The organism is Aminivibrio pyruvatiphilus (assembly GCF_004366815.1).
GTDB lineage: Bacteria > Synergistota > Synergistia > Synergistales > Aminobacteriaceae > Aminivibrio > Aminivibrio pyruvatiphilus.
This window is the reverse complement of sequence record NZ_SORI01000001.1, coordinates 233,328-255,003: the sequence shown is the minus strand read 5'-3', so window position 1 is coordinate 255,003 and position 21,676 is coordinate 233,328. Positions and strand designations below refer to the sequence as shown.

General features: G+C 59.8%; 23 protein-coding genes. All 23 read right to left on the bottom strand.

What is annotated here, in order from left to right; all coding sequences use genetic code 11:
• Position 1: 1 nt before the first annotated feature.
• Positions 2-496, bottom strand: a complete 495-nt coding sequence (locus C8D99_RS01085; protein ID WP_133955461.1) for a chemotaxis protein CheD — start codon at positions 494-496, stop codon at positions 2-4.
• Positions 497-499: 3 nt separating this feature from the next.
• The gene (locus C8D99_RS01080) at positions 500-1,126 is read right to left on the bottom strand and encodes a chemotaxis protein CheC (protein ID WP_133955459.1); all 627 of its coding nucleotides are present in this window, start codon (positions 1,124-1,126) and stop codon (positions 500-502) included.
• Positions 1,127-1,145: 19 nt separating this feature from the next.
• On the bottom strand, positions 1,146-3,212 hold the full coding sequence (locus tag C8D99_RS01075; protein WP_133955457.1) for a chemotaxis protein CheA: 2,067 nt from the start codon (positions 3,210-3,212) through the stop codon (positions 1,146-1,148).
• 31 nt (positions 3,213-3,243) lie between these two features.
• The gene (locus tag C8D99_RS01070) at positions 3,244-4,329 is read right to left on the bottom strand and encodes a protein-glutamate methylesterase/protein-glutamine glutaminase (RefSeq protein WP_133955455.1); all 1,086 of its coding nucleotides are present in this window, start codon (positions 4,327-4,329) and stop codon (positions 3,244-3,246) included.
• 18 nt (positions 4,330-4,347) lie between these two features.
• Positions 4,348-5,025 (bottom strand): flagellar brake protein, encoded by a 678-nt coding sequence (locus tag C8D99_RS01065; protein WP_133955453.1) that lies wholly within the window; start codon positions 5,023-5,025, stop codon positions 4,348-4,350.
• Positions 5,026-5,028: 3 nt separating this feature from the next.
• The gene (locus C8D99_RS01060) at positions 5,029-5,943 is read right to left on the bottom strand and encodes a MinD/ParA family protein (protein ID WP_243833794.1); all 915 of its coding nucleotides are present in this window, start codon (positions 5,941-5,943) and stop codon (positions 5,029-5,031) included.
• Complete coding sequence (gene flhF / locus C8D99_RS01055) at positions 5,936-7,321, bottom strand: flagellar biosynthesis GTPase FlhF (protein WP_243833793.1); 1,386 nt, start codon at positions 7,319-7,321, stop codon at positions 5,936-5,938. The genes C8D99_RS01060 and flhF overlap by 8 nt, the downstream gene beginning before the upstream one ends.
• Positions 7,322-9,415: a flagellar biosynthesis protein FlhA gene (gene flhA / locus C8D99_RS01050; protein WP_133955762.1), complete on the bottom strand. Its 2,094-nt coding sequence runs from the start codon at positions 9,413-9,415 to the stop codon at positions 7,322-7,324.
• 65 nt (positions 9,416-9,480) lie between these two features.
• Positions 9,481-10,626, bottom strand: coding sequence for a flagellar biosynthesis protein FlhB (gene flhB, locus C8D99_RS01045; RefSeq protein ID WP_133955760.1), 1,146 nt, complete (start codon positions 10,624-10,626; stop codon positions 9,481-9,483).
• Positions 10,623-11,411: a flagellar biosynthetic protein FliR gene (locus C8D99_RS01040; RefSeq protein ID WP_133955449.1), complete on the bottom strand. Its 789-nt coding sequence runs from the start codon at positions 11,409-11,411 to the stop codon at positions 10,623-10,625. Before C8D99_RS01040 ends, flhB begins: the two co-directional genes overlap by 4 nt.
• Positions 11,408-11,677 (bottom strand): flagellar biosynthesis protein FliQ, encoded by a 270-nt coding sequence (fliQ, locus tag C8D99_RS01035; protein ID WP_243833792.1) that lies wholly within the window; start codon positions 11,675-11,677, stop codon positions 11,408-11,410. The genes C8D99_RS01040 and fliQ overlap by 4 nt, the downstream gene beginning before the upstream one ends.
• Before the next feature lie 13 nt (positions 11,678-11,690).
• Complete coding sequence (gene fliP, locus C8D99_RS01030) at positions 11,691-12,488, bottom strand: flagellar type III secretion system pore protein FliP (RefSeq protein WP_133955447.1); 798 nt, start codon at positions 12,486-12,488, stop codon at positions 11,691-11,693.
• The gene (locus tag C8D99_RS01025) at positions 12,445-12,798 is read right to left on the bottom strand and encodes a hypothetical protein (protein ID WP_133955445.1); all 354 of its coding nucleotides are present in this window, start codon (positions 12,796-12,798) and stop codon (positions 12,445-12,447) included. Before C8D99_RS01025 ends, fliP begins: the two co-directional genes overlap by 44 nt.
• Positions 12,799-12,808: 10 nt before the next feature.
• The gene (locus tag C8D99_RS01020; RefSeq protein WP_133955443.1) at positions 12,809-13,171 is read right to left on the bottom strand and encodes a response regulator; all 363 of its coding nucleotides are present in this window, start codon (positions 13,169-13,171) and stop codon (positions 12,809-12,811) included.
• A 46-nt stretch (positions 13,172-13,217) separates the two neighbouring features.
• Positions 13,218-14,366, bottom strand: coding sequence for a flagellar motor switch phosphatase FliY (gene fliY, locus C8D99_RS01015; RefSeq protein ID WP_133955441.1), 1,149 nt, complete (start codon positions 14,364-14,366; stop codon positions 13,218-13,220).
• Positions 14,359-15,378, bottom strand: a complete 1,020-nt coding sequence (fliM, locus tag C8D99_RS01010; protein WP_133955439.1) for a flagellar motor switch protein FliM — start codon at positions 15,376-15,378, stop codon at positions 14,359-14,361. The genes fliY and fliM overlap by 8 nt, the downstream gene beginning before the upstream one ends.
• A gap of 44 nt (positions 15,379-15,422) precedes the next feature.
• Entirely contained in the window at positions 15,423-15,869 is a 447-nt protein-coding gene (locus tag C8D99_RS01005; RefSeq protein WP_133955437.1) for a flagellar basal body-associated FliL family protein, read from the bottom strand.
• A gap of 41 nt (positions 15,870-15,910) precedes the next feature.
• Positions 15,911-16,633, bottom strand: a complete 723-nt coding sequence (locus tag C8D99_RS01000) for an OmpA/MotB family protein (RefSeq protein ID WP_133955435.1) — start codon at positions 16,631-16,633, stop codon at positions 15,911-15,913.
• Entirely contained in the window at positions 16,633-17,424 is a 792-nt protein-coding gene (locus C8D99_RS00995; RefSeq protein ID WP_133955433.1) for a motility protein A, read from the bottom strand. The genes C8D99_RS01000 and C8D99_RS00995 overlap by 1 nt, the downstream gene beginning before the upstream one ends.
• A 47-nt stretch (positions 17,425-17,471) precedes the next feature.
• A complete protein-coding gene (locus C8D99_RS00990) occupies positions 17,472-17,702 on the bottom strand; it encodes a flagellar FlbD family protein (RefSeq protein WP_133955431.1) in 231 nt (76 codons plus the stop codon).
• A 14-nt stretch (positions 17,703-17,716) separates the two neighbouring features.
• Positions 17,717-19,609 carry a flagellar hook protein FlgE gene (locus tag C8D99_RS00985; protein WP_133955429.1) on the bottom strand — a complete coding sequence of 631 codons (1,893 nt, stop codon included), beginning with the start codon at positions 19,607-19,609 and terminating at the stop codon, positions 17,717-17,719.
• Between the two features lie 153 nt (positions 19,610-19,762).
• Positions 19,763-20,179: a flagellar hook capping FlgD N-terminal domain-containing protein gene (locus C8D99_RS00980; RefSeq protein WP_133955427.1), complete on the bottom strand. Its 417-nt coding sequence runs from the start codon at positions 20,177-20,179 to the stop codon at positions 19,763-19,765.
• Positions 20,180-20,190: 11 nt separating this feature from the next.
• Positions 20,191-21,672: a flagellar hook-length control protein FliK gene (locus C8D99_RS00975; RefSeq protein WP_133955425.1), complete on the bottom strand. Its 1,482-nt coding sequence runs from the start codon at positions 21,670-21,672 to the stop codon at positions 20,191-20,193.
• Positions 21,673-21,676 lie beyond the last annotated feature (4 nt).

The window sequence follows — 21,676 nt, the reverse complement described above, 5'->3', positions numbered from 1 at the left end:
TTTATATTTCCGCCGTTCCCTTTCCCAGCACCTTTACCGTGAGCATCCATGTTTTCGTGGAGAATTCCACGGTCCTTCCCTTGTTTCCTCCCGTATCCATGGCTGCCACGGGAATTCCGTGCTGCTTGAGCAGATCCTCCGTCTCCCTGGCATTCCTGCTGCCCACCGCGAGGAAGTCGGTCTGGGCCCCGGGGAGGGCAAACATCTGGGACCCCCCGGCCATCTTGGCCTTCAGGCGGGACCGGACGGCCCCCTTCCGGCAGACCTCCGCGATCAGGGCAGGCACAGCCGTGTCGGCGAATTTTCCCGGTTTTTCGAGCGCCTTCTGCCCGGCACCGCGGCTGTCGGGAAGCATAATGTGAGCCATACCCGCCACCTTTGCCGCCTGGTCAAAAAGCACAAGTCCGATGCACGAGCCCAGCCCGAGCGTCACAAGGGACTCGGGAGCTGATACGACCACCATATCGGCCATCCCGACGTGATGCGCCTTCTCCATTCGTCAGAGCACCTGCAGCTTTCCGAGAAGTATTTCCAAAGATCCGGGGTCGGGAAGCATGATTACTTTTCCCGAGATGCCCCCTTCCACGTTCTCCACTTTCAGCGCCGTGTCCACGATCAGGGCGTGTTCCCCGGACTGGCCGAAGATGGAGGCCACCACGTCGAGGATGGAACCGAGCATGTCGTGAGCGATTCCGGGAACCGAAATGCTGTGGGTTCCCCCGATGAGGACGTTGATGGCGTTCAGGAAGGAACTGAGGATGATGTTGCCCACTTCCGTCAGTGCGCTGTCCCGCATCTCTTCGGGAACCGAGGCGGGATCCATGCCGCCCATCTGGTGGCTGATGAGAAGATCGACGAGCTTTCTGCCCTCGTCCTCTTCCTGGATGAAAATAAGGCTGCAGGTGAACTCGCCCTCGGAACGGACGAACACCGCCGACACCATGGTCAGGGGGTCTCCGTAGTACTCCGCCAGTTCATAGATGGACACCAGTTCCGCCTTGGGGACATCCATGTCCACGGGGCGCGCGAGCATCATGGAGAGGGCGGTGGCGGCGTTTCCCGCGCCTATGTTGCCCACTTCCCGCATGGCGTCGAGCTGCAGGCTGCTGAAGTTTGCAAGATCCATGAAAGGGCGGCTCCTTTCCCTATCTGCCGTACAGACCGGCCACGTCAAGGATGAGCGCCACGTTTCCGTCCCCGAGGATGGTCGCGCCGGCAATTCCCCGGATTTTCGACAGGAAGCGGCCGAGGGATTTGATGACGATATCCTGCTGGCCTATCAGTTCGTCCACGATGAAGCCGATCCGCGTCTTCCCCGTCTTGACGACCACCACGGGATACTCGTCCCCTGCCTCCTCCCCGTTCCTGGAGGTGCCCAGCATTTCCGCAAGGTTGCACAGGGTGAGCACGTCTCCCCGGAGGAGGGTGGCGGGGGTTCCGTGGACGGTCTTCACGTTTTCTTTTTTGACGAGAATCGTCTCTTCCACGTTCTCCAGGGGAAGGGCGTATGTTTCGTCCCCGACCTTGATGAGCAGGGCAAGAACGATGGCAAGGGTGAGGGGCAGGCGGACGAAGACCCTGGTCCCCACCCCTACTTCCGTGGAGACGTCAAACTGGCCGCCGAGAGACTCAACCTTTGTCTTCACCGCATCCATGCCGACACCCCGCCCCGAGACGTCGGTGACCTTCTCCGCCATACTGAAGCCGGGCAGGAAAATGAGGTTCACCACTTCCTCGTCGGACATGGCCGCCGATTCTTCCTCGGTGATGGTGCCGTTCGCCAGGGCCTTCGCCCTGACCTTCGACGCGTCGATTCCCTTTCCGTCGTCAGTGACCTCGATGATGACGCCGCTGCCTTCCTGGTAGGCAGAAATCTTGATGAGACCCTTTTCGGGCTTGCCTGCCTTTTTCCGTTCCGCAGGGATTTCGATGCCGTGGTCGATGGAGTTCCGGATGATGTGCACCATGGGGTCGCCGATCTCGTCGATGACCGTCCTGTCGAGTTCGGTCTCCTGCCCCTCCATAACCAGCTCGATCTCCTTGCCGAGGGTCTTGGAAAGGTCCCGCACGAGGCGGGGGAACCGTTCGAAAATGAAGGACACGGGCACCATGCGGAGCTTGGTCACAAGCTCCTGGATGTCCCCGGAAATTCTCCCGAGCTGGGAGAGGGGTTCGTCAAACTCCCTGAGGTGCGCCTCCTGGACCAGGCGCTCGATCCGCGCCCGCCCGATAACGAGTTCACCAACAAGGTTCATGAGTTTGTCCAGCCGTCCGATGTCGACCCTGACTGTCTGGTTGGCTTTTTTGGCAGACTCGGATTTTCGCTGGGGCTGGACGGCGGCGGAAGGAGAGCTCCCGCCGGCAGGAGGAGCCTTTTCTTCAAGGGGTGTTCCTGCCGCCGGAGTTTTTTCTTCCGTGGGTTCGGCGGCGGCGGATGCCCCGGGAAGGGGCTCCCTGTCGCGGCTGACCTCCCGGACATCTGCGCCGACCACTTCGCTGACCCTGGCAACGGCTTCCCGGACCTGTTCAAGAGACTGGGAGGTGGCGGCATAGACCAGGAAATCGTGGTCGAATTCCTCGTTTTCGAGAGCTTCCACCGGAGGAATCGTCTTGATGATGTCTCCCATTTCATCGAGCCTGCTCACCACCATATAGGCCCGGGCGGCTTTCAGGAGGCAGTCCGGAGAAAGGGAAACCCGGACCTCATATACGTTCAGCCCCAGGCCGGAGGCCTCGGAGATCCACTGCAGTTCCTGCCCTGAGAAATCCATTTCCTCTCCGGGAGAGGGGGCTTCCTCCGGTTTCCCGGCGGCCGCTTTATCCTCTTTCTGAGCATTCCTCATGGCGGACACGAGGTCTTCAGTTTCTACCGAACCGTCCCCGCCTCCGTTCCGGATGGAATCAACCATGGACTGGAGTGTGTCCAGGGACCTGAAGAGGAGATCGATATCCTTCGCCCGAAGGGTGTATGCCCCCCTTCGGACCGAGTCCAGCATGTCCTCCATGGCGTGGGTGAGGGAAGCCATCCTCTCGAATCCCATGGTGGACGACATGCCTTTGAGGGTGTGGGCGGACCGGAAGATCTCCGCGATGTTGTCCATGTCCGTCTGGTCTTTTTCTACGGCGAGGATGAGGTCGTCGAGGTGTTTCAGATTGTCTCCCGCCTCGTCGAGAAACGCCCCCAGGTACTGGCTCATATCCATATTCGTCATGGCTGATCATCTCCGGCTTCGTAAAGTCTGTTCATTCTCTCACGCTTCGGATCATGGCTTCAGGTATGGAATACAGGGGGAGAAGCTCGTCCACCACTCCAAGTTCCACCGCCGACTTCGGCATGCCGTACACAATGCAGGTTTCCTGGGATTCGGCGATTATTCTGGCCCCTTTCGACCTCAGGGCGGCCGCTCCGTCTGCACCGTCCCGTCCCATTCCCGTGAGGATAACGCCGACTGCCCTGCCCCCAAGCTCATCGGCTACGCTCAGAAACATGATGTTCGCCGACGGCTTCACAGAGAGGAGGGGCGGGGCGTCCGACAGGCCGCAGCTCAGGCGGCCCGCCTGATTCCGCCGTACTATCATATGATACCCTCCGGGAGCGACTACGGCTAGTCCCGGTCTCAAATCCATCCCTTCCGTGCCTTCTGCCACGTCAAGCTCCGACATGGCATCGAGGCGTTTCGCGAAGGACAGGGTGAAATCCTTCGGCATATGCTGAACGATGACAATGGGCACGGGAAAATTTCCGGGAATCTGGGAAATGACCTGCTGCAGGGCCCGCGGGCCCCCCGTGGAAGCGGCAATGGCAAGGATCTCCGGACGGCCGGCCCTGGGAGGAAAAGAGGGCTGGAGCCGCGGTTTTGCCGGCTGCAGTACGGAGGGAGGCACCATGGGACGTATTCCCTTCCGTTCTCTGCCCCCCACCCTGGCTGTGCTGGCTGCGATGACCTTGGCAACGAGATCGGCCGAGACGTCCCTCATGTTGAGGGAGATATGCCCCGACGGCTTGGCCACGAAATCCACTGCTCCTGCAGATAGGGCGCGCAGGGTAATCTGGGCCCCCTCCTGGGTCAGGCTGCTCACCATGATCACGGGAAGGGGACGCTGCTTCATGATCTCCTCGAGGGTGGAGAGCCCGTCCTTCCTCGGCATCTCCACATCAAGGGTAACCACGTCGGGGGAGAGCTCCGCGATCTTCCTCAGGGCGTCCTCCCCGTCCCTGGCAGTTCCTGCCACTTCGATGCGGGGGTCTCCTCCGAGGATATCGCTCAGAACCTTCCTCATAAAGGACGAATCGTCCACCACAAGCACACGTATTCTCGACTCTGTCATGGCAATCCCTTCATTGATTTATTGGCGTCCCGCCAGCTCCTGCTGGCGGATGAAGGCGCCGAGCGGTTTTTCCACGGACCCTGGCATGGATTCAAAAGCGAATCCAATCTCCCAGACATCCTCTTTTCTCAGCTTTCTCGCAACTTTTCCGGAGAGATAGAACGTCCCATCCTGCAGGGGAAGTCTCACCAGAACCCTATCCTGTTCCGCGAAACCACCCGAAAGGGACTCGGGCACCAGAACCCCGACCCCGCCCAGGCTGATATCCCGCGAGACAGCGGAAACCCACCCTTCTGTTTCGGGTTTCAATCCCTCTCCCTCAAGGCGGAAAAAAGATGTCTTGAGAAGACAGGGAACCCGTACAAAATAGCGCCGCTGGACCCTCTCCGCATCCGATACGGGGGCAACCCAGAGCATGGGGACACCGTCCTGGGGACCTCCCCTCGCGACGGAAACGGTGGTCTGGTACAGGGCTCCATCCGTCTCCACCTTGAGTTTGAGCTCCACGTTCCGGAGAACCGGAAGAAGAGCCCCGCGGAGAAGGGGATGGGAAAGGCCGATCAGATCTCCCTTCACATCTTCCACCCGGGAGGGATAGGTTCCCTTGTAGAGCCCCGCTTCGTTGAAGAGAAGGACCTTCGAGCCTATCCTGCCGTTCAGGAATGACAGGAACGCCCGGGGAGTCATGGTCTCCATGGCCTACTGCCCCAATCCCAGCCCGCGGGCAAGCCTGAAAAAGAAAGACTTGACTCCCTTGCCCGGAGGAAGAGGTTCCTGCTCGCCGCCGAGGCCGAGAATCTTTCCGGCCACTGCCCTGATGCACCGGGAGGCGTCGCTGTCCGGGTAGGCGGAAAGGAGCGGCGTCCGCCGTTTCACCGAAAGGGGAACAGTCTCGTCCCGAAGCACAGTGCCCCCGAAGGCCGGCGAGATGCCGAGGAACTGGGACGCGGCGCTCCTGATGCGGTCAGCGACATCCTCCCCTTCTTCCGGAGAGGCCGCCATATTCACCACCACGGTCACCTCCGTCTTGCCCGCCGTGGCCGAAACCAGGGCTTTCAGCACGCCGTAGGCGTCCCGGATGGACGTGGGTTCCGGGGTGGTCACAAGCAGCACTGCATCGGAAGCGGCACCGAAGGAGATAGTGTTCCTGTGGATGCCGGCCCCGGTATCGATAACGAGAACATCTGCCAGGCCCTCAAGGATTGACATGCTGTCAATGAGATTTAAAAGGGCCTCCTCGTCGAGGTCGGCCAGCTCACGGACCCCGGGCCCTCCGGGAAGAACGGAAAGGTTCTCCCCGAGGGGAAGAAGGATATCCCGGACCTGCTTTTGTCCCCGAATGACGTGGGCAAGGTTGAACCTGGGCGAGAGGCCGCAGAGCAGATCCACGTTCGCCATCCCGAGGTCGGCGTCGAGAAGGACGACCCGTTTGCCTCTCCCGGCCATGGCCAGGGAAAGGTTCACCGAGATGTTGCTTTTCCCCACCCCTCCCTTGCCGCTCAGGACAGCAAGGGAGCGGAGCCCGGTAAGTCTGCCGGCAGGCCTGCGCTGCATATCGACGATACGCCGCAGGTCTTTCGCCTGGTCTCCCTTCCTGGTCCCGACGTCAGGCACTGCCTGTTCGCCTCTCTTCCCCGAGGAGCATTTCGGCCAGCCGCATTCCCGATGCCACCTCGATATCGTTGGGAACATTCTGTCCGGTGGTGATGAAAGAGACAGGACGGTCAAAATCCAGAAGAATGTTGAGAAGGGCGCCGTAGGTGGTGGTCTCGTCAGTCTTGGTGAAGATGACCCGTGAGATGGGGACCACGCCCATTCGTTTCACCACGTCGAGCATGTCCCGGTATTTCATGTTCGCGGCGAGAACGAGATGGACCACGTCAGGCTGATAGGCCAGGAAAAGTTCCCGCATTTCCTCGATGCGGGCCCCGTCCCTCTGGGAGCGTCCCGCCGTGTCAAGGAGAACCAGGTCCGCCTCGCCGGTCTTCTCCAGGACGGGACCGATATGCCTGGGGTCGTCCACCACGTCCATGGGGATTCCCAGGATCTTGGAATAGGTTTCCACCTGCTTCACCGCTGCGATTCGGTAGGTGTCGGCGGTGAGCAGGAAGACCTTTTTCTTTTTCCACAGGGAATGAATGGCCGCCAGCTTGGCAATGGTGGTGGTTTTCCCCACCCCGGTGGGGCCGATGAGCATAATCTTCCGGCCTCCCAGGGCTTCCCAGGATTCCTGGGCAGCCACGGGTATCATTCTTCCGAGCCACTGGGGAAAATCTTTCCCCTGGGGGTCGTCCCTGAACCGCTCCACCAGGGAACGGGCATGGGTTTCACTCACGTCCGCGGCAAGAAGTTTTGCCAGGATATCCTTCCCCCCGTCGGACGGTGGCGGAGGAGGGGCCGGTTCGGACCGCTCGGTTTCGAGACGTTTCAGGACGAGGTCCAGTCTTCGGGCAATTTCGTTGACTTCGTTCTGGAGCTTCTCCGGGGAGACCGTTTCCGGAGGATCCGCCGGAGGGGCCGTTTTTTCCGACGCCAGGGCAAGCCCCTGCCGAGAAAAATCCACGCCGTCAGAGACAGTCTCACGGGGGAGAACTTCTTTCTTCACTTTCGGCGGCCGGGGGGAATAGACGCCCGCCGCGGAAAGAACCTGATCTCCCCGAAACGGCGCTCCGTCGAGAACGGAAGCTTCACCGCCGGTAACGCCCTCTCCGGGTGAAACCATGGCCTGCTTTATCTCCAGCAGTTTCTGGAATGCCGCGAGCCGTTCCTTTTTCTCCGTGTCGCTCTCGGAACGGCGTTCTTCCTCGAGAACAGCGGCGCTCACCTGGAGGACGGTGCGGCGGAAGAGACCGAGAAAACCACCGGTCTTCACCTGCCGGGAGGAAAGAATGACCGCGTCCGGCCCGAGACGGTCCCTGACGGTCCGGAGTGCTTCAGCGTCATCTTTCGCTTCGAAGGTGATCTGCGTCCCCCTCTTGATTTTTATTGCCAATTATTCCACCATCCCGACCGATTTAAGCTGTGCACCCTGCGATATTTCATTATAGGATATCACGAACAGGCTTGGCAACGATCCTTCAAGAATCCGCCGCATGACGAGCCGTACATCGGGGTGAACAAGCAGAACGGGAACCATGCCCTTCACGGACATATCCTCCGCGGCTCTCGAAACGGCTCCCATCATCTTCTGGACTTCCCTGGGATCCATGTTGAACTGCCATCCCCGGAGAAGGTCGCCTTCCATGGCGGCCTTGATCTTCTGCTCCCAGTTGGGAGAAAGGGTGGCAACGGTAACGGTGCCGGTTTCATCCTGCATGCGTATCGTAATCAGCCGGGCCAGGGATTCCCGCACCCGTTCCGTGAGGAAATCCACACTCCGGGACGTCTTGCCGTAGTCGGCCAGGGCTTCGAAGATGCTCACCAGGTCCCGGATGGGAACCTGCTCCCTGACGAGATTCTGGAGGACCTTCTGGATCTCGCCGAGGGACAGGGCGGCCATCATCTCCTCGACCACGGCCGGTGCGGCTTCCTTCACCATGTCAGTGAGTTTCTGTACCTCCTGCCTGGTGAGCAGGTCGGCGCCGAACCGCTTGATGACCTCCGAGAGATGGGTCGCCAGAACCGATGGAGCATCCACCACGGTGTACCCGAGGGATTCGGCCTTGTCCCGCATCTCCGGAGAGATCCACACCGCGGGCAGCCCGAAGGCGGGCTCCACGGCGGGAACCCCGACGATCTCCTCTTCCGCGGACCCGGTGTTCATGGCGAGATAATGGTCCGGGAGAAGCTCTCCCCGTCCCGTCTCCGCCCCCTTGACCCGCAGAATGTATTCCGTGGGCTTGATCTGGATGTTGTCCCGGATCCGTATGGGGGGCACGATGAGACCGAGTTCCATGGCCATCTGCTTCCTGATGGTCCCGATGCGGTCCAGCATGTCCCCTCCCTGGCCGGGGTCCACGAGGGGAATGATGGCATACCCGATTTCCGCCTCCATGGGATCCACGGTCAGGAGACGCATGACATCCTCCGGTGAGGACGGGGCCCCCTGAGGCTTTGCCCCTTCTCCGGGAGCGCCCGGCGCCTGGGGTTTCCCTCCCTCCCGCCGCTTCTCCCCGCCTTCGGCTTCCTGGATCTTCCCTTCCCTGTAGACCCAGTAGCCCATGAGTGTCAGGAAGGAACCCAGGAGAAGAAAGGGAATGGTGGGAAGCCCCGGCACCATGGCAAGGGCAAAGAGCAGCACGGCGCCGATGAAGAGCGGCCGGGGATAGTTGGTCAGAGAGGTGAAAATATCCTTTCCAAGGTCCGTCTGCCCTGCCGCCCGGGTGACGATGACGCCGGTGGCGGTGGAGAACAGGAGGGCGGGAATCTGGGAGACGAGGCCGTCTCCCACGGTCAGGAGGCTGTACAGGCCGAGGGCCCTCTCCAGGGGAAGTCCCCGCTGGAGCACCCCGATGGACAGGCCGCCGATAATGTTGATGAGAGTGATGATGAGACCTGCGATGGCGTCTCCCTTGACGAATTTGGAGGCTCCGTCCATGGCGCCGTAGAAATCCGCCTCCCGCTGGATAGTGAGCCGCCGCTCCCTGGCGCCGGACTCATCGATGAGCCCGGCGTTCAGGTCGGCGTCGATGGCCATCTGCTTGCCCGGCATGGCATCAAGGGTGAACCGTGCCGCAACTTCAGCTACCCGTTCGGCGCCCTTGGTAATGACGAGAAACTGGATGATCACGAGGATGAGGAAGACCACGGCTCCGACCACGTAGTTTCCACCCACCACGAAATTGCCGAAGGCGCTGATGACCTGGCCCGCATCGGCGTTCAGCAGAATGAGTCTCGTGGTGGAGACGTTCAGGGCGAGGCGGAAAAGGGTCACGATCAGGAGCATGGTGGGGAAGGCGGCGAGGTCGAGGGCCCTCTGGGCATAGAACGTGGAGAGCAGGACCACCACGCCGAGGGTGATGTTCACCGTCAGCAGCACGTCCAGAAGCCACGTGGGCAGCGGGATGATCATCATCACCACGATGAGCATCACGAGCCCTGCCATGCCTATATCCGAATAATGGAGCATCTTTTTGAACACTGACATGTTCGTCGTCGATTCCGCCACGCTATCCGTCCTTCCCTTGGAGACCCTGCCTGATTCGTTCTATTCTACATGAAAACCGGGGACTGCCCGTCCTTTTCTTCCGGACCCTCCCGTTTACCGCCGGGGGAAGCGGGCCGTTTTTCCGTTCTGATCCTGTAGACAAAGGCGAGCACTTCTGCCACGGCCCTGTAAAATTCCTCCGGGACCTCCTCCCCCACCTCGAGCGTTTCAAAGAGGGATCTGGCCAGGGGCTTGTTCTCCACGACAGGAACACTGTTTTCTTCGGCGACCTCCCGTATTTTTCGGGCAAGGAAACCGCTGCCCTTTGCACAGACTACCGGGGCGTCCATGACTTTCCTGTCGTATTCGAGGGCCACCGCCAGGTGCGTGGGGTTGGTAATCACCACGTCCGCTTTGGGAACGGAGGACATCATCCGGTTCCGGGCAAGCTCCCGCTGTTTCTGCCGTATCTTGCTCTTGATCTGGGGGTCTCCTTCCATCTGCTTGTACTCTTCCTTCAGCTCCTGCTTGCTCATCTTTATGGACCGCTCGAACTCCCACTTCTGGTAGGCGTAGTCGAACACGGCGATGACGAGGAGCAGGAAGGCCAGGCGGAAGCTCAGCCCAAGAAGCTTCCACAGGAGCTGGGAAACCCCCGCCTCGAGGGGGAAGCGGATGGCATGGACCAGTTCGGGGGTGTCCTTCCGGAGGGAAAAATAGATCACCAGGGCGAACAGGGCCGCCTTGAGCAGCCCCTTCACCATCTCCACCAGGGATCGGAGGGACAGGACTTTTTTCAGTCCCGAGACGGGATTGAACCTGTCCATTTTGGGAGCCAGGGGCTTCGCGGTAATGAAAAAACCCACCTGAGATACGGTGACGATGAGGGCTCCCACGGCGGCGGCAAGTCCGATGGGAAGCCAGGGAACCACAAGGGCGTACATGGTCTCGTCCCGGATCACTGAAAACCAGCCGTCCTCCCTGAGGGTGTTCCCTCCCATGAAGGCGATCATGTCCGTGGTGAAAGCAAGGATCCGGGAAAAAAGAAACCTCCCGAAGACCAGGAGGGCAAAGAGTCCCACGAGGATGACGGCCGCTGCTCCGAGGTCCTGGCTTTTCGCCACCCGCCCCTCTTCCCGCTCCTTCCGCCTCTTTCTCGGGGTGGCGGGCTCAGTCCGTTCCTGGGAGAAGAACTGGAGATCGAAGGTCATCGCCACGCGGTCGCTCCCTGGAGGGCGAATTCCACGAACCGCTCCATCTGCTCCGCCATGATCTCCACCGTGACGGGAAGGACCACCATGAGCACGAAAAAACCGAGGGCGATCTTCAGGGGAAGGCCGAGGACGAAGATGTTCATCTGGGGAACTGTCCTGGCAAGAAACCCGAGCCCCACGTCCGCCAGGAGAATCGCCCCGTAAAAGGGAAGGACGAACCGCAGGCTCAGAACGAAGGCCTGCTGCAGCCACCCTCCGATACCAAGATCCCAGGAAACGGAAAGGGCAAGCTTTCCGGGAGGAACAAGCCTGAGGCTTTCGACCACGGACTGGGTCATCAGGAGATGCCCGTTCCAGCGGAAAAAGAACCAGAGTCCCACGAGGAACTGGAGCTGGGCGATAATGGAGGCCTGGGTCTCGCTCAGGGGATCCATGAGGCTCACCATGGAGAGTCCCATGGAGATGCCGATGAGTTCTCCCGAGATCTGCAGCGCGTACAGGGGGAGCGCTGCGAGAAAGCCGATGACCACTCCGACGAGAAACTCCCTTGCCGCCGCGAGCAGGATGGAGGTCCAGTTTTCAAAAACCGCGACGGGCACCGAGGCGTCAGGGATGGTTCCCACCGCCGCGAGAGTGAGAAAAAAGGCGCACCAGAAGCGGAGAGGAAGGGGCATGCTTGACGCCATAAAAGCAGGAGCGGAGAACATCATCCCCGTAAACCGGATCCCCACGAGGAGGTAGAAAAGGAGGAGGGTTACAAACCTGGTCTGTTCAGCCGTCATCGGACAAAACGCTCAAGCTGCCCGAAGATGAGCCTCGCCATGTCCCCCACCCGGCCGAACATCCAGGGACCGAAGACCACGAGAGCGAGAAGCACGGCCACGATCTTCGGAATGAAGATGAGGGTCTGCTCCTGAATGGAAGTGGCGGTCTGGAGAATGCCTATGACGAGCCCTACGAGCATGGCCACGAGGAGGACCGGGAGGGAAGTGACGAGAGTGGTCCAGATGGCGTTGCTGAGCACATCGTACATGTTCACCGAAAACACCGTTCACCGCCTCCTAGGTAAAACTTTTCAGCAGGCTCGTCACCACGAGATTCCAGCCGTCGGCCATGACGAAGAGCAGCACCTTGAAGGGAAGGGAGATCATCATGGGCGGAAGCATGATCATTCCCATGGCCATGAGGACACTGGCCACGATCATGTCAACCACTATGAAGGGGATGAAGATGACCACCCCCATCTGGAAGGCGGTCTTCAGTTCGCTGAGCATGAAGGCGGGCAGAAGCACCCTGGTGGGGATGTCGTCCTGGTTTCTGGGCTGCTCCATCTTCGCCATGGTGACCATGAGGGACAGCTCCTCCTGCCTGGTGAACCTGAAAAGGAATTCCCTCACGGGTTGTATGGTGCCCTCCCAGGCCTGGGCGGAACTGATGTTCCCGGCGAGGTAGGGGGAGAGGGCGCCGTCGTAGACCTTTCCCCACGTGGGCGCCATGACGAAAAGTGTAAGAAACAGGGCGATGCCCACGATCACCTGGTTGGGCGGAGTCTGCTGGAGTCCGATGGCCCGCTGGACAAACCCGAGGACCACGAGAATACGCGTGAAGCTCGTCACCATGAGAATGATGGCCGGGGCCAGGCTCAGCACGGTCAGGAGGGCAAGAATCTGGAGGGTCACCGCCACGTCGGAGGGAGATTCCGCCATGCGGACACCGAACTGGAGCGCCGGCAGAGGGATGAACGGAGCCCCGTCCTGCCCGAAGGCGGGAACTGCTGCCGCCAGGGCGGGGAGCACCGGCAAAAGGAAAAGGATCCTATTGAGGACGGTCTTCGTCCCCGTATTGCTTCCAGTCTTCATATCGCCACCTGCCGATCACCCTCGTCCCGGCACCTCCCGATGCCAGGGCAACCACGTCCGGTCCCAGCCGGACGATAAAAAGAACATCCTTGCCGAGGGGCAAGGATGCCAGTACGCTTACGGCTCCCTTGGCCTTCAGGGGAGCTGTTCGCCGGGAATAAAGGATCATGCCGTACCCCGCGAGAGCGAGAATGGCAAGACTCAGCCCTATCCGGATCATGTACCCGGTCAGAGAGGGGGATTCAGCCGGAGAAGCCTCCGCGGCGGCCGGTATCAGAAGAAGCGCGGCCGCGGCGCAGAAACGGGTCATGACAATCCTTCTAGCCGAGAGCCTTGTTGAGCGCTTCCACCACCCTGTCAGGCTGGAAGGGTTTCACGATGAAATCTGTCGCTCCGGCCTGGATCGCCTCTATGACCATGGGCTGCTGCCCCATGGCGCTCACCATGACGATCCTGGCGCTCCCGTCGATAGCCTTGATGGCCTTCACTGCGTCGATTCCGTTCATTTCCGGCATCGTAATGTCCATGGTGACGATGTCGGGCTTGAATTTCTGGTAGGAGGCCACGGCGACTTTCCCGTTTTCCGCCTCGGCCACCACTTCAAAATCGTTCTTCGTCAGAATGTCCTTCAGCATCATTCTCATGAAGGCGGCATCGTCGACTATCAGCACTTTCCTCCCCATACTTCCACATCCCTCTCTCGGTAATAGCTTGAACGGCGGATCCTTCCTAGAGTGAATGGACCCTTCCTGCGGAAGACACGATTTCCGTTATGCGGACGCCGAAATTTTCATCAATGACAACGACCTCGCCCTTGGCGACAAGCTTGCCATTGACCAGAATATCCACAGGCTCACCGGCCATTTTGTCTAATTCTATCACGGAACCCGGTGTCATGTTCAAGATATCGGAGATATTTTTTCTCGTCCTGCCCAATTCCACGGTCACCCGGACGGGAATATCCGCCACGAGGTCGATCCTGCTGCTGCCGTATCCTGTCCCGGGCTTCTGGACCAGGGGAACGAACTCGGCAGGACGGACATCCACGGAGGACTGGTCATAGACGTTTCCGAAGGAGGGATGATCCGCTTCCGGCGCCGATGTATCCATCCGGGAAGCTCCCTGGGGAGCAGCCTGAGCGGGCTTCGGTCCTGCCGAAGGAACCTTGGCGGCTGCCGGAGCTTCTTTTTTCTCCTTCCCGTCAACGAGCTCCCGGACCTCGTCGGCCAGTGCCGTAGCCGTGCCGAGGGGAAGAAGCACCCAGAGGGGGAAATCGCCGAGCCCCTCGATGGAAACGACCGCAGAGATGGTCCATGCTGCCTCTTCGGGAGACCTGGCTGGAAAGGGAAGCCAGTCGACCGGCTCCAGGGCGGAGGAAATGTTCTCCGGTATGAGGCGCTTTCCTCCGAGCATGCCGCTCACACTCGTGAAGGCGGCGCCCACAACCTGACTCAGTCCTTCCTGGGCGGCGTTCAGGTAAAGCTCCCCCGCTTCCTCGGGAAGATCCTTTCCTTCTCCGCCCATCATAAGGTCGGCGAGGGTAAGGGCACCCCGCTCCGTGATGACGAGCACCAGGGGGGCGTCATTGAGCCCGCCGCAGGTGACCCGGAAGGCAAATGCCGCCCCTTCGGGCCTGGCGATGAAATCTCTCTGGGAAAGCACCGCAGTTTCGCGGACCAGGGCGGTGACTTCCTTGCCCGCGAGCATGCCATAGACGCTCGACGCCGACGTGGAAAAGATACCTGCCAGGTCGTCCAGAATGCTCCTCTGTTCCGGGGAAATTCCCCCCTCATTCTTTCCTGCTCCTCCGTCTCCGCCAAAATCGGCTCCTGACAAGAGGGCGTTGATTTCGTCCTGACTCAGAAGTTCGTCAATCATTGCCCGCCCCTCCCTCTCTTTCGGGCAGGTCATCCTCGCCCGGGATAATCTCAGAAATTTCCGCGGCATACCTGCCGTTTACCGAACCCGGTACTGCCCTGAACTTGACGAGGTTGCCGACGCGGACGCTCAGGGGATCCTCAAGGGTCTCGTCGAGTTTTATCACATCGCCCGTCCTGAGCTGCAGAAGATCGGCCACGTTGAGCACCGTGTGCCCCAGTTCCAGGGCAAGGGGAACGCGGACGTGCTGCATGTGCCTCAGGATATAGTCCCGCGAACCTTCGTCGCTCTTCCTGCCCGTAGAGGCGAACCACTGCTGGGAACTCAGCTTGTCCATGATGGGCTCCATGAGGAAGTAGGGGATGCAGATGCTCACCATTCCCTCCACGTCGCCCACTTTCAGTTTGAGAATGACCAGGAGCACCATGTCGGTTCCCGGGCAGATCTGCACGAAGAAGGGGTTGCTCTCGAGGTTCTCGTAGCGGAAACGGACGTCCACCACGGTACTCCAGCTCTCCTCCAGGAGTTCGAGCATCCGCATGATGACCCTTTCCACCACGGTTCTCTCGATGTCGGTCAGCTCCCTGATCTTTCCCGAAAATTCCCCCTTGCCGCCGAGCATCCTGTCGATGATGGCGAACACGAGGTTCGGGTTGATCTCGATGAGGGCATTCCCGCTGAAAGGGTACATCTCGAGGATCCCGATCACCGTGGGCTGGACCAGGGAACGGACGAACTCGTCGTAGGCGAACTGGTCCACCGACGCGATTTCCGCCGAAACCATGGACCGGACCATGGTCGACATGGTGGTGGTCAGCTGCCGGGTGAAGGATTCGTGGATCATCTGGATGGCCCGGAGCTGGTCCTTGCTGAACTTGTCGGGACGGCGGAAGTCGTAGAGCTTGATCTTCTTTTCGTCTTCCTTCCGCATGGCGTCCACGTCGACGCTTCCGCTTGAAAGAGCTTCGAGAAGAGAGTCTATTTCACTTTGTGAGAGCACATCCGGTGTCACTATAATCCCCACCTCCTTCCGGTGTACGGATAAACCCGCCCGGTCTACTGCAGAACAAATCCCTCGAAAAGGACCCTGATCACCGGAACCTTGTCCCGCACGGGGGGCATAATGGCGTTGACCGTTCTCTTGATGTCCTCGGCGAGGGAAAGAATTCCCTCGGCATTCGTCAGGTCCTCGAACACCCTGTCCTTGGCGAGGAGAATCACCTCGTTCTTCACCCTTGCGAGCCAGTTCGGGGACGAGATCATCTCAAGAGCCCTGGGGCTGCTCATTTCCATGGAGAGCTTGAAGTTGACCACGTGGCTTCCGGCACCCGCGAGATTGGAAATAAAGTCCCCCACGAAAAAGACCGGACCGGGTTCTTCGATCACCGTCCCCGAGGCCCCTCCTTCCGGAGTCATCCACATCCTCCCTGCGAACACGCCGCCGCCGAACCCGAGGGACAGCAGAAGAAGCGCCAGGAAAAGAAAAAGCAACATCCGTTTCATTCGATCATCCCCCTTGTCGGCTGCGCTGACTCGAGCCGGCTTTACTGTTTCGGGTGCTGGGACAGGAACACCAGGTCCACCCGCCTGTTCAGCGCCATGTGTTCAGGCGTGTCGTTAGGCACGAGGGGCCGGTTAGGCCCGTAACCGACTGCCTGCAGTTTCCGGGGGTCGAAATTTGCCCGGTACTGCAGGTACGACGCTACCGCCGCAGCTCTCGCGGAGGAAAGCCCCCAGTTGTCCCGGTAGATTCCGCCCCTGAGAGGGACGGAGTCGGTATGTCCCTCCACGGCTACCGCAGGAACAGAATCCTTTATGAACTCCGCTATTTTGAAAAGAACTCTCATTCCCTCCGGCTTCAGTTCCGCCTTTCCGGAATCGAAAAGGAACTGGTCTGAAAGGGAGACTGTCACGCCTCTCTGGTCGATCCGCACAACCACCTGCTTGTCCAGCCCTTCGCTCCTGAGGTAGTTCCTGAGGTTCTGGGCGACCTGCTGGATATTGGGCGTAACCCTGCGGGACTCTCCGGCCTGGGAGGCCGGCTGTCCTCCGAAGACAGCCGCGTCCTGCTGTATCGCCTTTCCTCCGGGCATGAAACCAAGAGCTCCCTGGAACGACATGATCATCATCTCGAACTTCTGGACGTCGATGGACGAAAAGGAGAACAGAAGCACAAAAAAGGTGAGGACGAGCGTCACCATGTCACCATAGGTGACAAGCCACAGCGGAGCTCCGGGAGATGATTCCTCTTTCCTCTTCCGTGCCATCAGGCTCCTCCTTTCGCCTCTGCCGCCTTCTCCTCGAGGTCAAGACGCTGCTTCGGGGGAAGGAAAACCTTCAGTTTCTCCTCCACTATCCTGGGGTTTTCACCCGCCTGGATGGCAAGCACCCCCTCCACCATGAGCTCCATGGAGAGTACTTCCTGGGAGGAGCGCACGGCGAGCTTTTTTCCTATAGGAAGAGCAAAGCCGTTGGCAATGAGCGATCCGTAAAAGGTGGTCACAAGGGCGACGGCCATGCCGGGACCGAGAGCGTCCGGATTCGAGAGGTTTCCGAGCATGGTGATGAGCCCGATGAGCGTTCCGAGCATACCGAAGGCCGGCGCCAGTTCGGCCATGGAATCGAAGAAATACTTGTTGGACGAGTGACGGTTCTCCAGAATGCCTATTTCCGTGTCGAGAATGGCCTTGACGAGTTCAGGGTCGGTGCCGTCCACAACAAGCTGGATTGATTTCTTCAGGAATTCGTTGTCCAGTTCCGAGGCATCGGCCTCGAGGGCGAGAAGTCCCTCCCGCCGTGCCTTCTCGGCGAAGCTCACTATGGTCTGCACCAGGGAGACCAGGTCCGGTGATCCTCCGGTAAAGGCCATCTTCAGGACCTTCATGAAACCCTTGATCTTCTCGGGAGGATTCGACACTATGAGAGCGCCGCTCGTTCCCCCGAGGACGATCAGCATGGACTGGAAGTCGATGAAAGCGAGTCCCTGCCCTCCCGCCACCACACCTCCGATGACGAGGATGAAACAGACAGCCAAGCCGATGACGGTTGTAAGATCCACGAAAATCCTGCCTCCCCGGTTACCGCGTCAGTTGCCGGAACTATTGATCAGTCTTTTTCCCCGTCTTCCGGAAGGGGGGATTTTCCCCCGAAGAAGGAGAAAAGAACCTTCTGCCTGTACTTTACCACTAAATCCACTATTTCATCCATGGGTTCGGCCACCACGTACCGGTGACCGTTGACGAGGCGGATGACCGTGTCGGGAGTGGACTCCACCGTTTCGATGAGATCGGCGTTGACGGTGAAGGCTTCGCCGTTGATCCTGCGCAGGGTGATCATGGTTCAGGCCTCCCCTACCGCTTGATGTTGATGACTTCTTCGAGCACCTGGTCGCTGGTGGTGACCACCCTGGCGTTGGCCTGGAAACCGCGCTGGGCGACGATGAGCCGGACGAACTCCTCGGAAAGGTCCACGTTGGCCATTTCCAGGGTGCCTCCCGCAATGGTGCCCGCTCCGCCTTCACCCGCCGCCACGACCTGGGCGAGGCCCGAGTTGTTGCTCGCCGTGAAGGCCGTGCTCCCCACCTTGGTGAGCCCCGTGGGGTTGGAGAAGAGCGCCAGAGCGATCCGGTACAGCGGGATGTTGACGCCGTTGCTGTAGACGCCGGTTATGGTGCCGTCCTTGCCTGCGGCAAAATCGTTCAGGACGCCCATGGCATAGCCGTCCTGGAAATATCCCTTGGTAGTGTAGGAAGAACCGTACTGCGTCACGCCCTCCATGACATCCTTGCCGAAAGCCTCACCGGTGAAGTCGAGGGTGATGGTGGCATCGTCAGCGCCGAGGGACGCAAAGTTCAGCCCGATGACCCCGGAGGACCCCGCCGTGATTTTGCCGTCAGAATTGAATTCCATGATGCCCGTATTGTTCGAAATGGTTATCCCGGGCTCGGACGGAAGCCAGGCTCTCCAGCGCCACTGGTTGTTGTCGATCTTCTCCCAGCTCACCTCGAGGGTGTGGGCGTTTCCCAGGCTGTCGTAGACATCGAGTTTCGTGTTGTGCACGCTGGCGATCTTCTGGTTGATGGTTGCCACGGATGCGCTTCCATTGAGAAGAGTGATGCCGAGGCCGTTCTCAGTGGCCCGGGCGCTCAACGGGCTCCCTCCGACGGACGTCGCAGCGGCAAGCTGGAATGTACCGTCGCTGTTCATGGTGATCTCAAGGGTCTCGGGGTCGGCGGCCGTTTCGCTCCAGAGATTTAGGATACGGTTCCCCGTGGCGGCATCGTCGTCAAATTCCACGAGGTAGTTCACGGCAGTTCCCGAGGAGGAATCGGTCACCATCTGGAAGTTCATGAACCCGGAGAGCTCTATTTTCGAAACAATCTGGTTCGAAGAATTGAGCAGGGTCAGGGTGCCGGTTGACGAGTCGTAGTTCGCGGTGAGAGGGTTCGCCGGGTCGGCGAATGCTCCGGTCAGGGTGACGTCAAGCAGAGGGTATCCTGATGTAGCGTCGATCCCGTCGTAGGCGCACGCTATACCGGCAGGAGCCGTCGCCCCCGCTGCGGTGGACAGGGTAAGAAATCCCGCCTGGGTGCTGTTCCCTGAAATGTTGCTGAGAACATACCGGTCGGTCCCGAGGTTCACCGTCAGTGAAGAGTCGTTGGTCTCGATGCCCATGGGAAGATAGGCATCCACCCGGCTGTCGAGGTTGCACCGGAATCCTGCGAGCTCGGTGGCCTTCGCGGGGATCTTCTGCCCCACGGGAATGTTGATGTTCATCAGATTGGAGCCCATGGTGTAGGAGGAAGGGTTATTGGGGTCCACGGACATGCCGAAGCCCTTCACCATGTACCCGGTGCCCGACTGGACAAGGTTTCCGTTCGCGTCGAGGATAAAATTACCTGCCCTGGTGTAGAGCTGGTTCGTTCCGTCGCTGACCACGTAGTACCCGTCGCCCTCGATGGCCATGTCCGTCCTGTTTCCCGTGAACTGGAGCTGCCCCTGGGAATGGATGGTTTCGATGGCGGCCACGTTCACACCGAGGCCCACCTGCATGGGGTTGATGCCGCCCCGCGCTTCGCCGGGGGCGGAAGCGCCCTTGCTGGTCTGGTACATGAGGTCCTGGAACGTCACGGTCGATTTCTTGAAGCCTACGGTATTTACATTGGCGATGTTGTTTCCGACCACGTCGAGGAGGGTCTGGTGCCCCCGCACGCCTGATACGCCGGACATAAGGGATCGAAGCATGGTATTATTTCCTCCCTGTCAATTCTGAGATGCCGCAGTCCCTTGCAGTTTCCGTTACGCCCGGCCTTCCCTGGGGGCGGTGGTTGGTCCTTGTCGTCATTGAACCGATCTTCTATTGAATCGGAGGTTTCGGCTGTTTTCTGTAGCCCTTTCTCAGCCCACCGCCACGACCTTTTCGAGGGGAATTTCGATTTCTTCGGTGGTGGTGAGGATGACCCCTGATTTGTCGAACCGGACGTAGGCCACCGTGCCGTAGGTACTCAGCCCCTCGTCGTCGAGATATTCCACCACGCGGCCGATATAGTTCACCGCGGATCCCTTGGTCACGGCGTTCATCTGTTCGATGCTCTTGTTCATGTTGGTCATCTGCTCCAGGGTGCTGAACTGGGCCATCTGGGCTATGAAATCCTTGTCCTTGAGAGGATCGAGGGGGTCCTGGTTGCTGAGCTGGGCGATGAGTATCTTCAGAAAGGCTTCCTTTCCGAGCTCGCTGTTCGTTTCCCTGAGAGCCTGGTTCGCGGCCGCCGTATAGTTTGTTTCATTTCCGCCGTTCACTGCCGATACGTTCATTTCTCCACCTCCTAGGCCACCCAGTGAAGGAGGCCCTGTTCAAGATCCACCGCAAAGGATGGAATGTCTTCTTCTGCCGCCCCGACCATCCTGGATCCGCGGAGATTCCTGTCTTTCGCGCCATCCCTGGTTTCTCCGCGCCCCTCTTTGCCGCTGTCCCTGATGTCAACCGTCAGTTCGGCCACCTGAACACCCTGCTGCTGGAGATGGGTCCTCAGAACCGTTATCTGGTCCTGGACAAGCTGACGGAGCTGTTCATTGCCGACCCTGATGGACGCCTCCACGCCTCCGGTTGTAGCGGAAAGCTCGATCTCCACCCGCCCGAGAGCGGGAGGATCAACAATCATGGATGCCCTGTGATGTCCTTCGGTCCGCATAAACCTCACCACGTTGTGCATCCCGTCCTCGAGGGCGGCACCGTCCCGTCCGGCCAGAGCCAGTTCCCGGGCGAACCCGGCCGGAAGAGGGGGTCTTTCGGCACGGACTCCGTCCGCCCCCTGCGCCGGTTTTTGTGCGAAAAGGGCCGCGCCCGGCTCGTCATTCTTTCCGAAAAGGGACTGCCGTCCCTCTCCCTTCTCTCCGCCGCCCCTTGAAGTTCCCTGAAAAACGGCATCTTTCCCTGAAGCAAAGGACAACGGTACGCTGTCCCGGCCTTGGGTGCCGCCGTTCTTTTCCTGTTCCCCGTGAGTATGGTCCACAGGAAGGGCTCCGGCAGTGTTCCCCAGGTCCGCGCCGTTACCGGGAGCTCTATCGGTTGCCCGTTTTTCCCCTGCAAGAGCATCGGAGAGATGTTTTTCAGGGGAAGTCCGGGCCGTTTGTTCGTTTTTCTCCAGAATTGCTTCCCTTTCAGCCGGGACGTCTTGCTTCTCCGTACCATCCTTTGGAATAAAAGCAGCTTGTCCTGTTTCAGCCTTTATCTCAGAGAGAACTACTCCGGAGGAAATAAGGGGCGAGGAACCTGGGGGAAGGGCAACCGTCCCTTTCTCTTCAGCCGGACCGGCTCCGTTCTCAGGCCCCCGGATTCCTTCCCCCGCGGGGAGGAGAGAGACGACGTCCCGGACCATCATTACCGCCGCTGCAGCCTCTGATTCGTTGCGGGCTGTGCCGTCCGGGGGGAGGTACTCCGGAAACTGAAGCGCTTCTTCCGCGGAAAACACTTTCTCTTCCTGGATTTCGCCGGAAAAAAGGCTGTCCGGTTCTTCGCCGGCAAGTGTTGCTTCCGCCCCTTCGTTCTCCATGGAGGGGTCGTCAACTTTGATGGAGCCGTTCATTCCCCGGAGTATCGCCGGAAAAACTGCATGGATCACCTGTAAATGGACACCCGTCCGGCTGTCTTCCGGCACGGGAGTCTCGGAACACTGCTCGCACCGGTGAAGCAGGCGCGAGAACAGGCCGTTTTTTTCTCCTTCAGGTTTCGGTTTTGTTGCGGTTGAATCCGGGGAGAGCTCCGAAGCGCTCTTTTCCCGGCCTGCCGCAAGAATGGGCGAGATCATAGGC

Bases quoted from the DNA above. Each gene is read 5' to 3' on its own strand.
- C8D99_RS01085 (WP_133955461.1), bottom strand. From the start codon at position 496: ATGGAGAAGGCGCATCACGTCGGGATGGCCGATATGGTGGTCGTATCA.
- C8D99_RS01080 (WP_133955459.1), bottom strand. From the start codon at position 1,126: ATGGATCTTGCAAACTTCAGCAGCCTGCAGCTCGACGCCATGCGGGAA.
- C8D99_RS01075 (WP_133955457.1), bottom strand. From the start codon at position 3,212: ATGACGAATATGGATATGAGCCAGTACCTGGGGGCGTTTCTCGACGAG.
- C8D99_RS01070 (WP_133955455.1), bottom strand. From the start codon at position 4,329: ATGACAGAGTCGAGAATACGTGTGCTTGTGGTGGACGATTCGTCCTTT.
- C8D99_RS01065 (WP_133955453.1), bottom strand. From the start codon at position 5,025: ATGGAGACCATGACTCCCCGGGCGTTCCTGTCATTCCTGAACGGCAGG.
- flhA (WP_133955762.1), bottom strand. From the start codon at position 9,415: ATGTCAGTGTTCAAAAAGATGCTCCATTATTCGGATATAGGCATGGCA.
- flhB (WP_133955760.1), bottom strand. From the start codon at position 10,626: ATGACCTTCGATCTCCAGTTCTTCTCCCAGGAACGGACTGAGCCCGCC.
- C8D99_RS01040 (WP_133955449.1), bottom strand. From the start codon at position 11,411: ATGACGGCTGAACAGACCAGGTTTGTAACCCTCCTCCTTTTCTACCTC.
- fliP (WP_133955447.1), bottom strand. From the start codon at position 12,488: ATGAAGACTGGAAGCAATACGGGGACGAAGACCGTCCTCAATAGGATC.
- C8D99_RS01025 (WP_133955445.1), bottom strand. From the start codon at position 12,798: ATGACCCGTTTCTGCGCCGCGGCCGCGCTTCTTCTGATACCGGCCGCC.
- C8D99_RS01020 (WP_133955443.1), bottom strand. From the start codon at position 13,171: ATGGGGAGGAAAGTGCTGATAGTCGACGATGCCGCCTTCATGAGAATG.
- fliY (WP_133955441.1), bottom strand. From the start codon at position 14,366: ATGATTGACGAACTTCTGAGTCAGGACGAAATCAACGCCCTCTTGTCA.
- C8D99_RS01005 (WP_133955437.1), bottom strand. From the start codon at position 15,869: ATGAAACGGATGTTGCTTTTTCTTTTCCTGGCGCTTCTTCTGCTGTCC.
- C8D99_RS01000 (WP_133955435.1), bottom strand. From the start codon at position 16,633: ATGGCACGGAAGAGGAAAGAGGAATCATCTCCCGGAGCTCCGCTGTGG.
- C8D99_RS00990 (WP_133955431.1), bottom strand. From the start codon at position 17,702: ATGATCACCCTGCGCAGGATCAACGGCGAAGCCTTCACCGTCAACGCC.
- C8D99_RS00985 (WP_133955429.1), bottom strand. From the start codon at position 19,609: ATGCTTCGATCCCTTATGTCCGGCGTATCAGGCGTGCGGGGGCACCAG.
- C8D99_RS00980 (WP_133955427.1), bottom strand. From the start codon at position 20,179: ATGAACGTATCGGCAGTGAACGGCGGAAATGAAACAAACTATACGGCG.
- C8D99_RS00975 (WP_133955425.1), bottom strand. From the start codon at position 21,672: ATGATCTCGCCCATTCTTGCGGCAGGCCGGGAAAAGAGCGCTTCGGAG.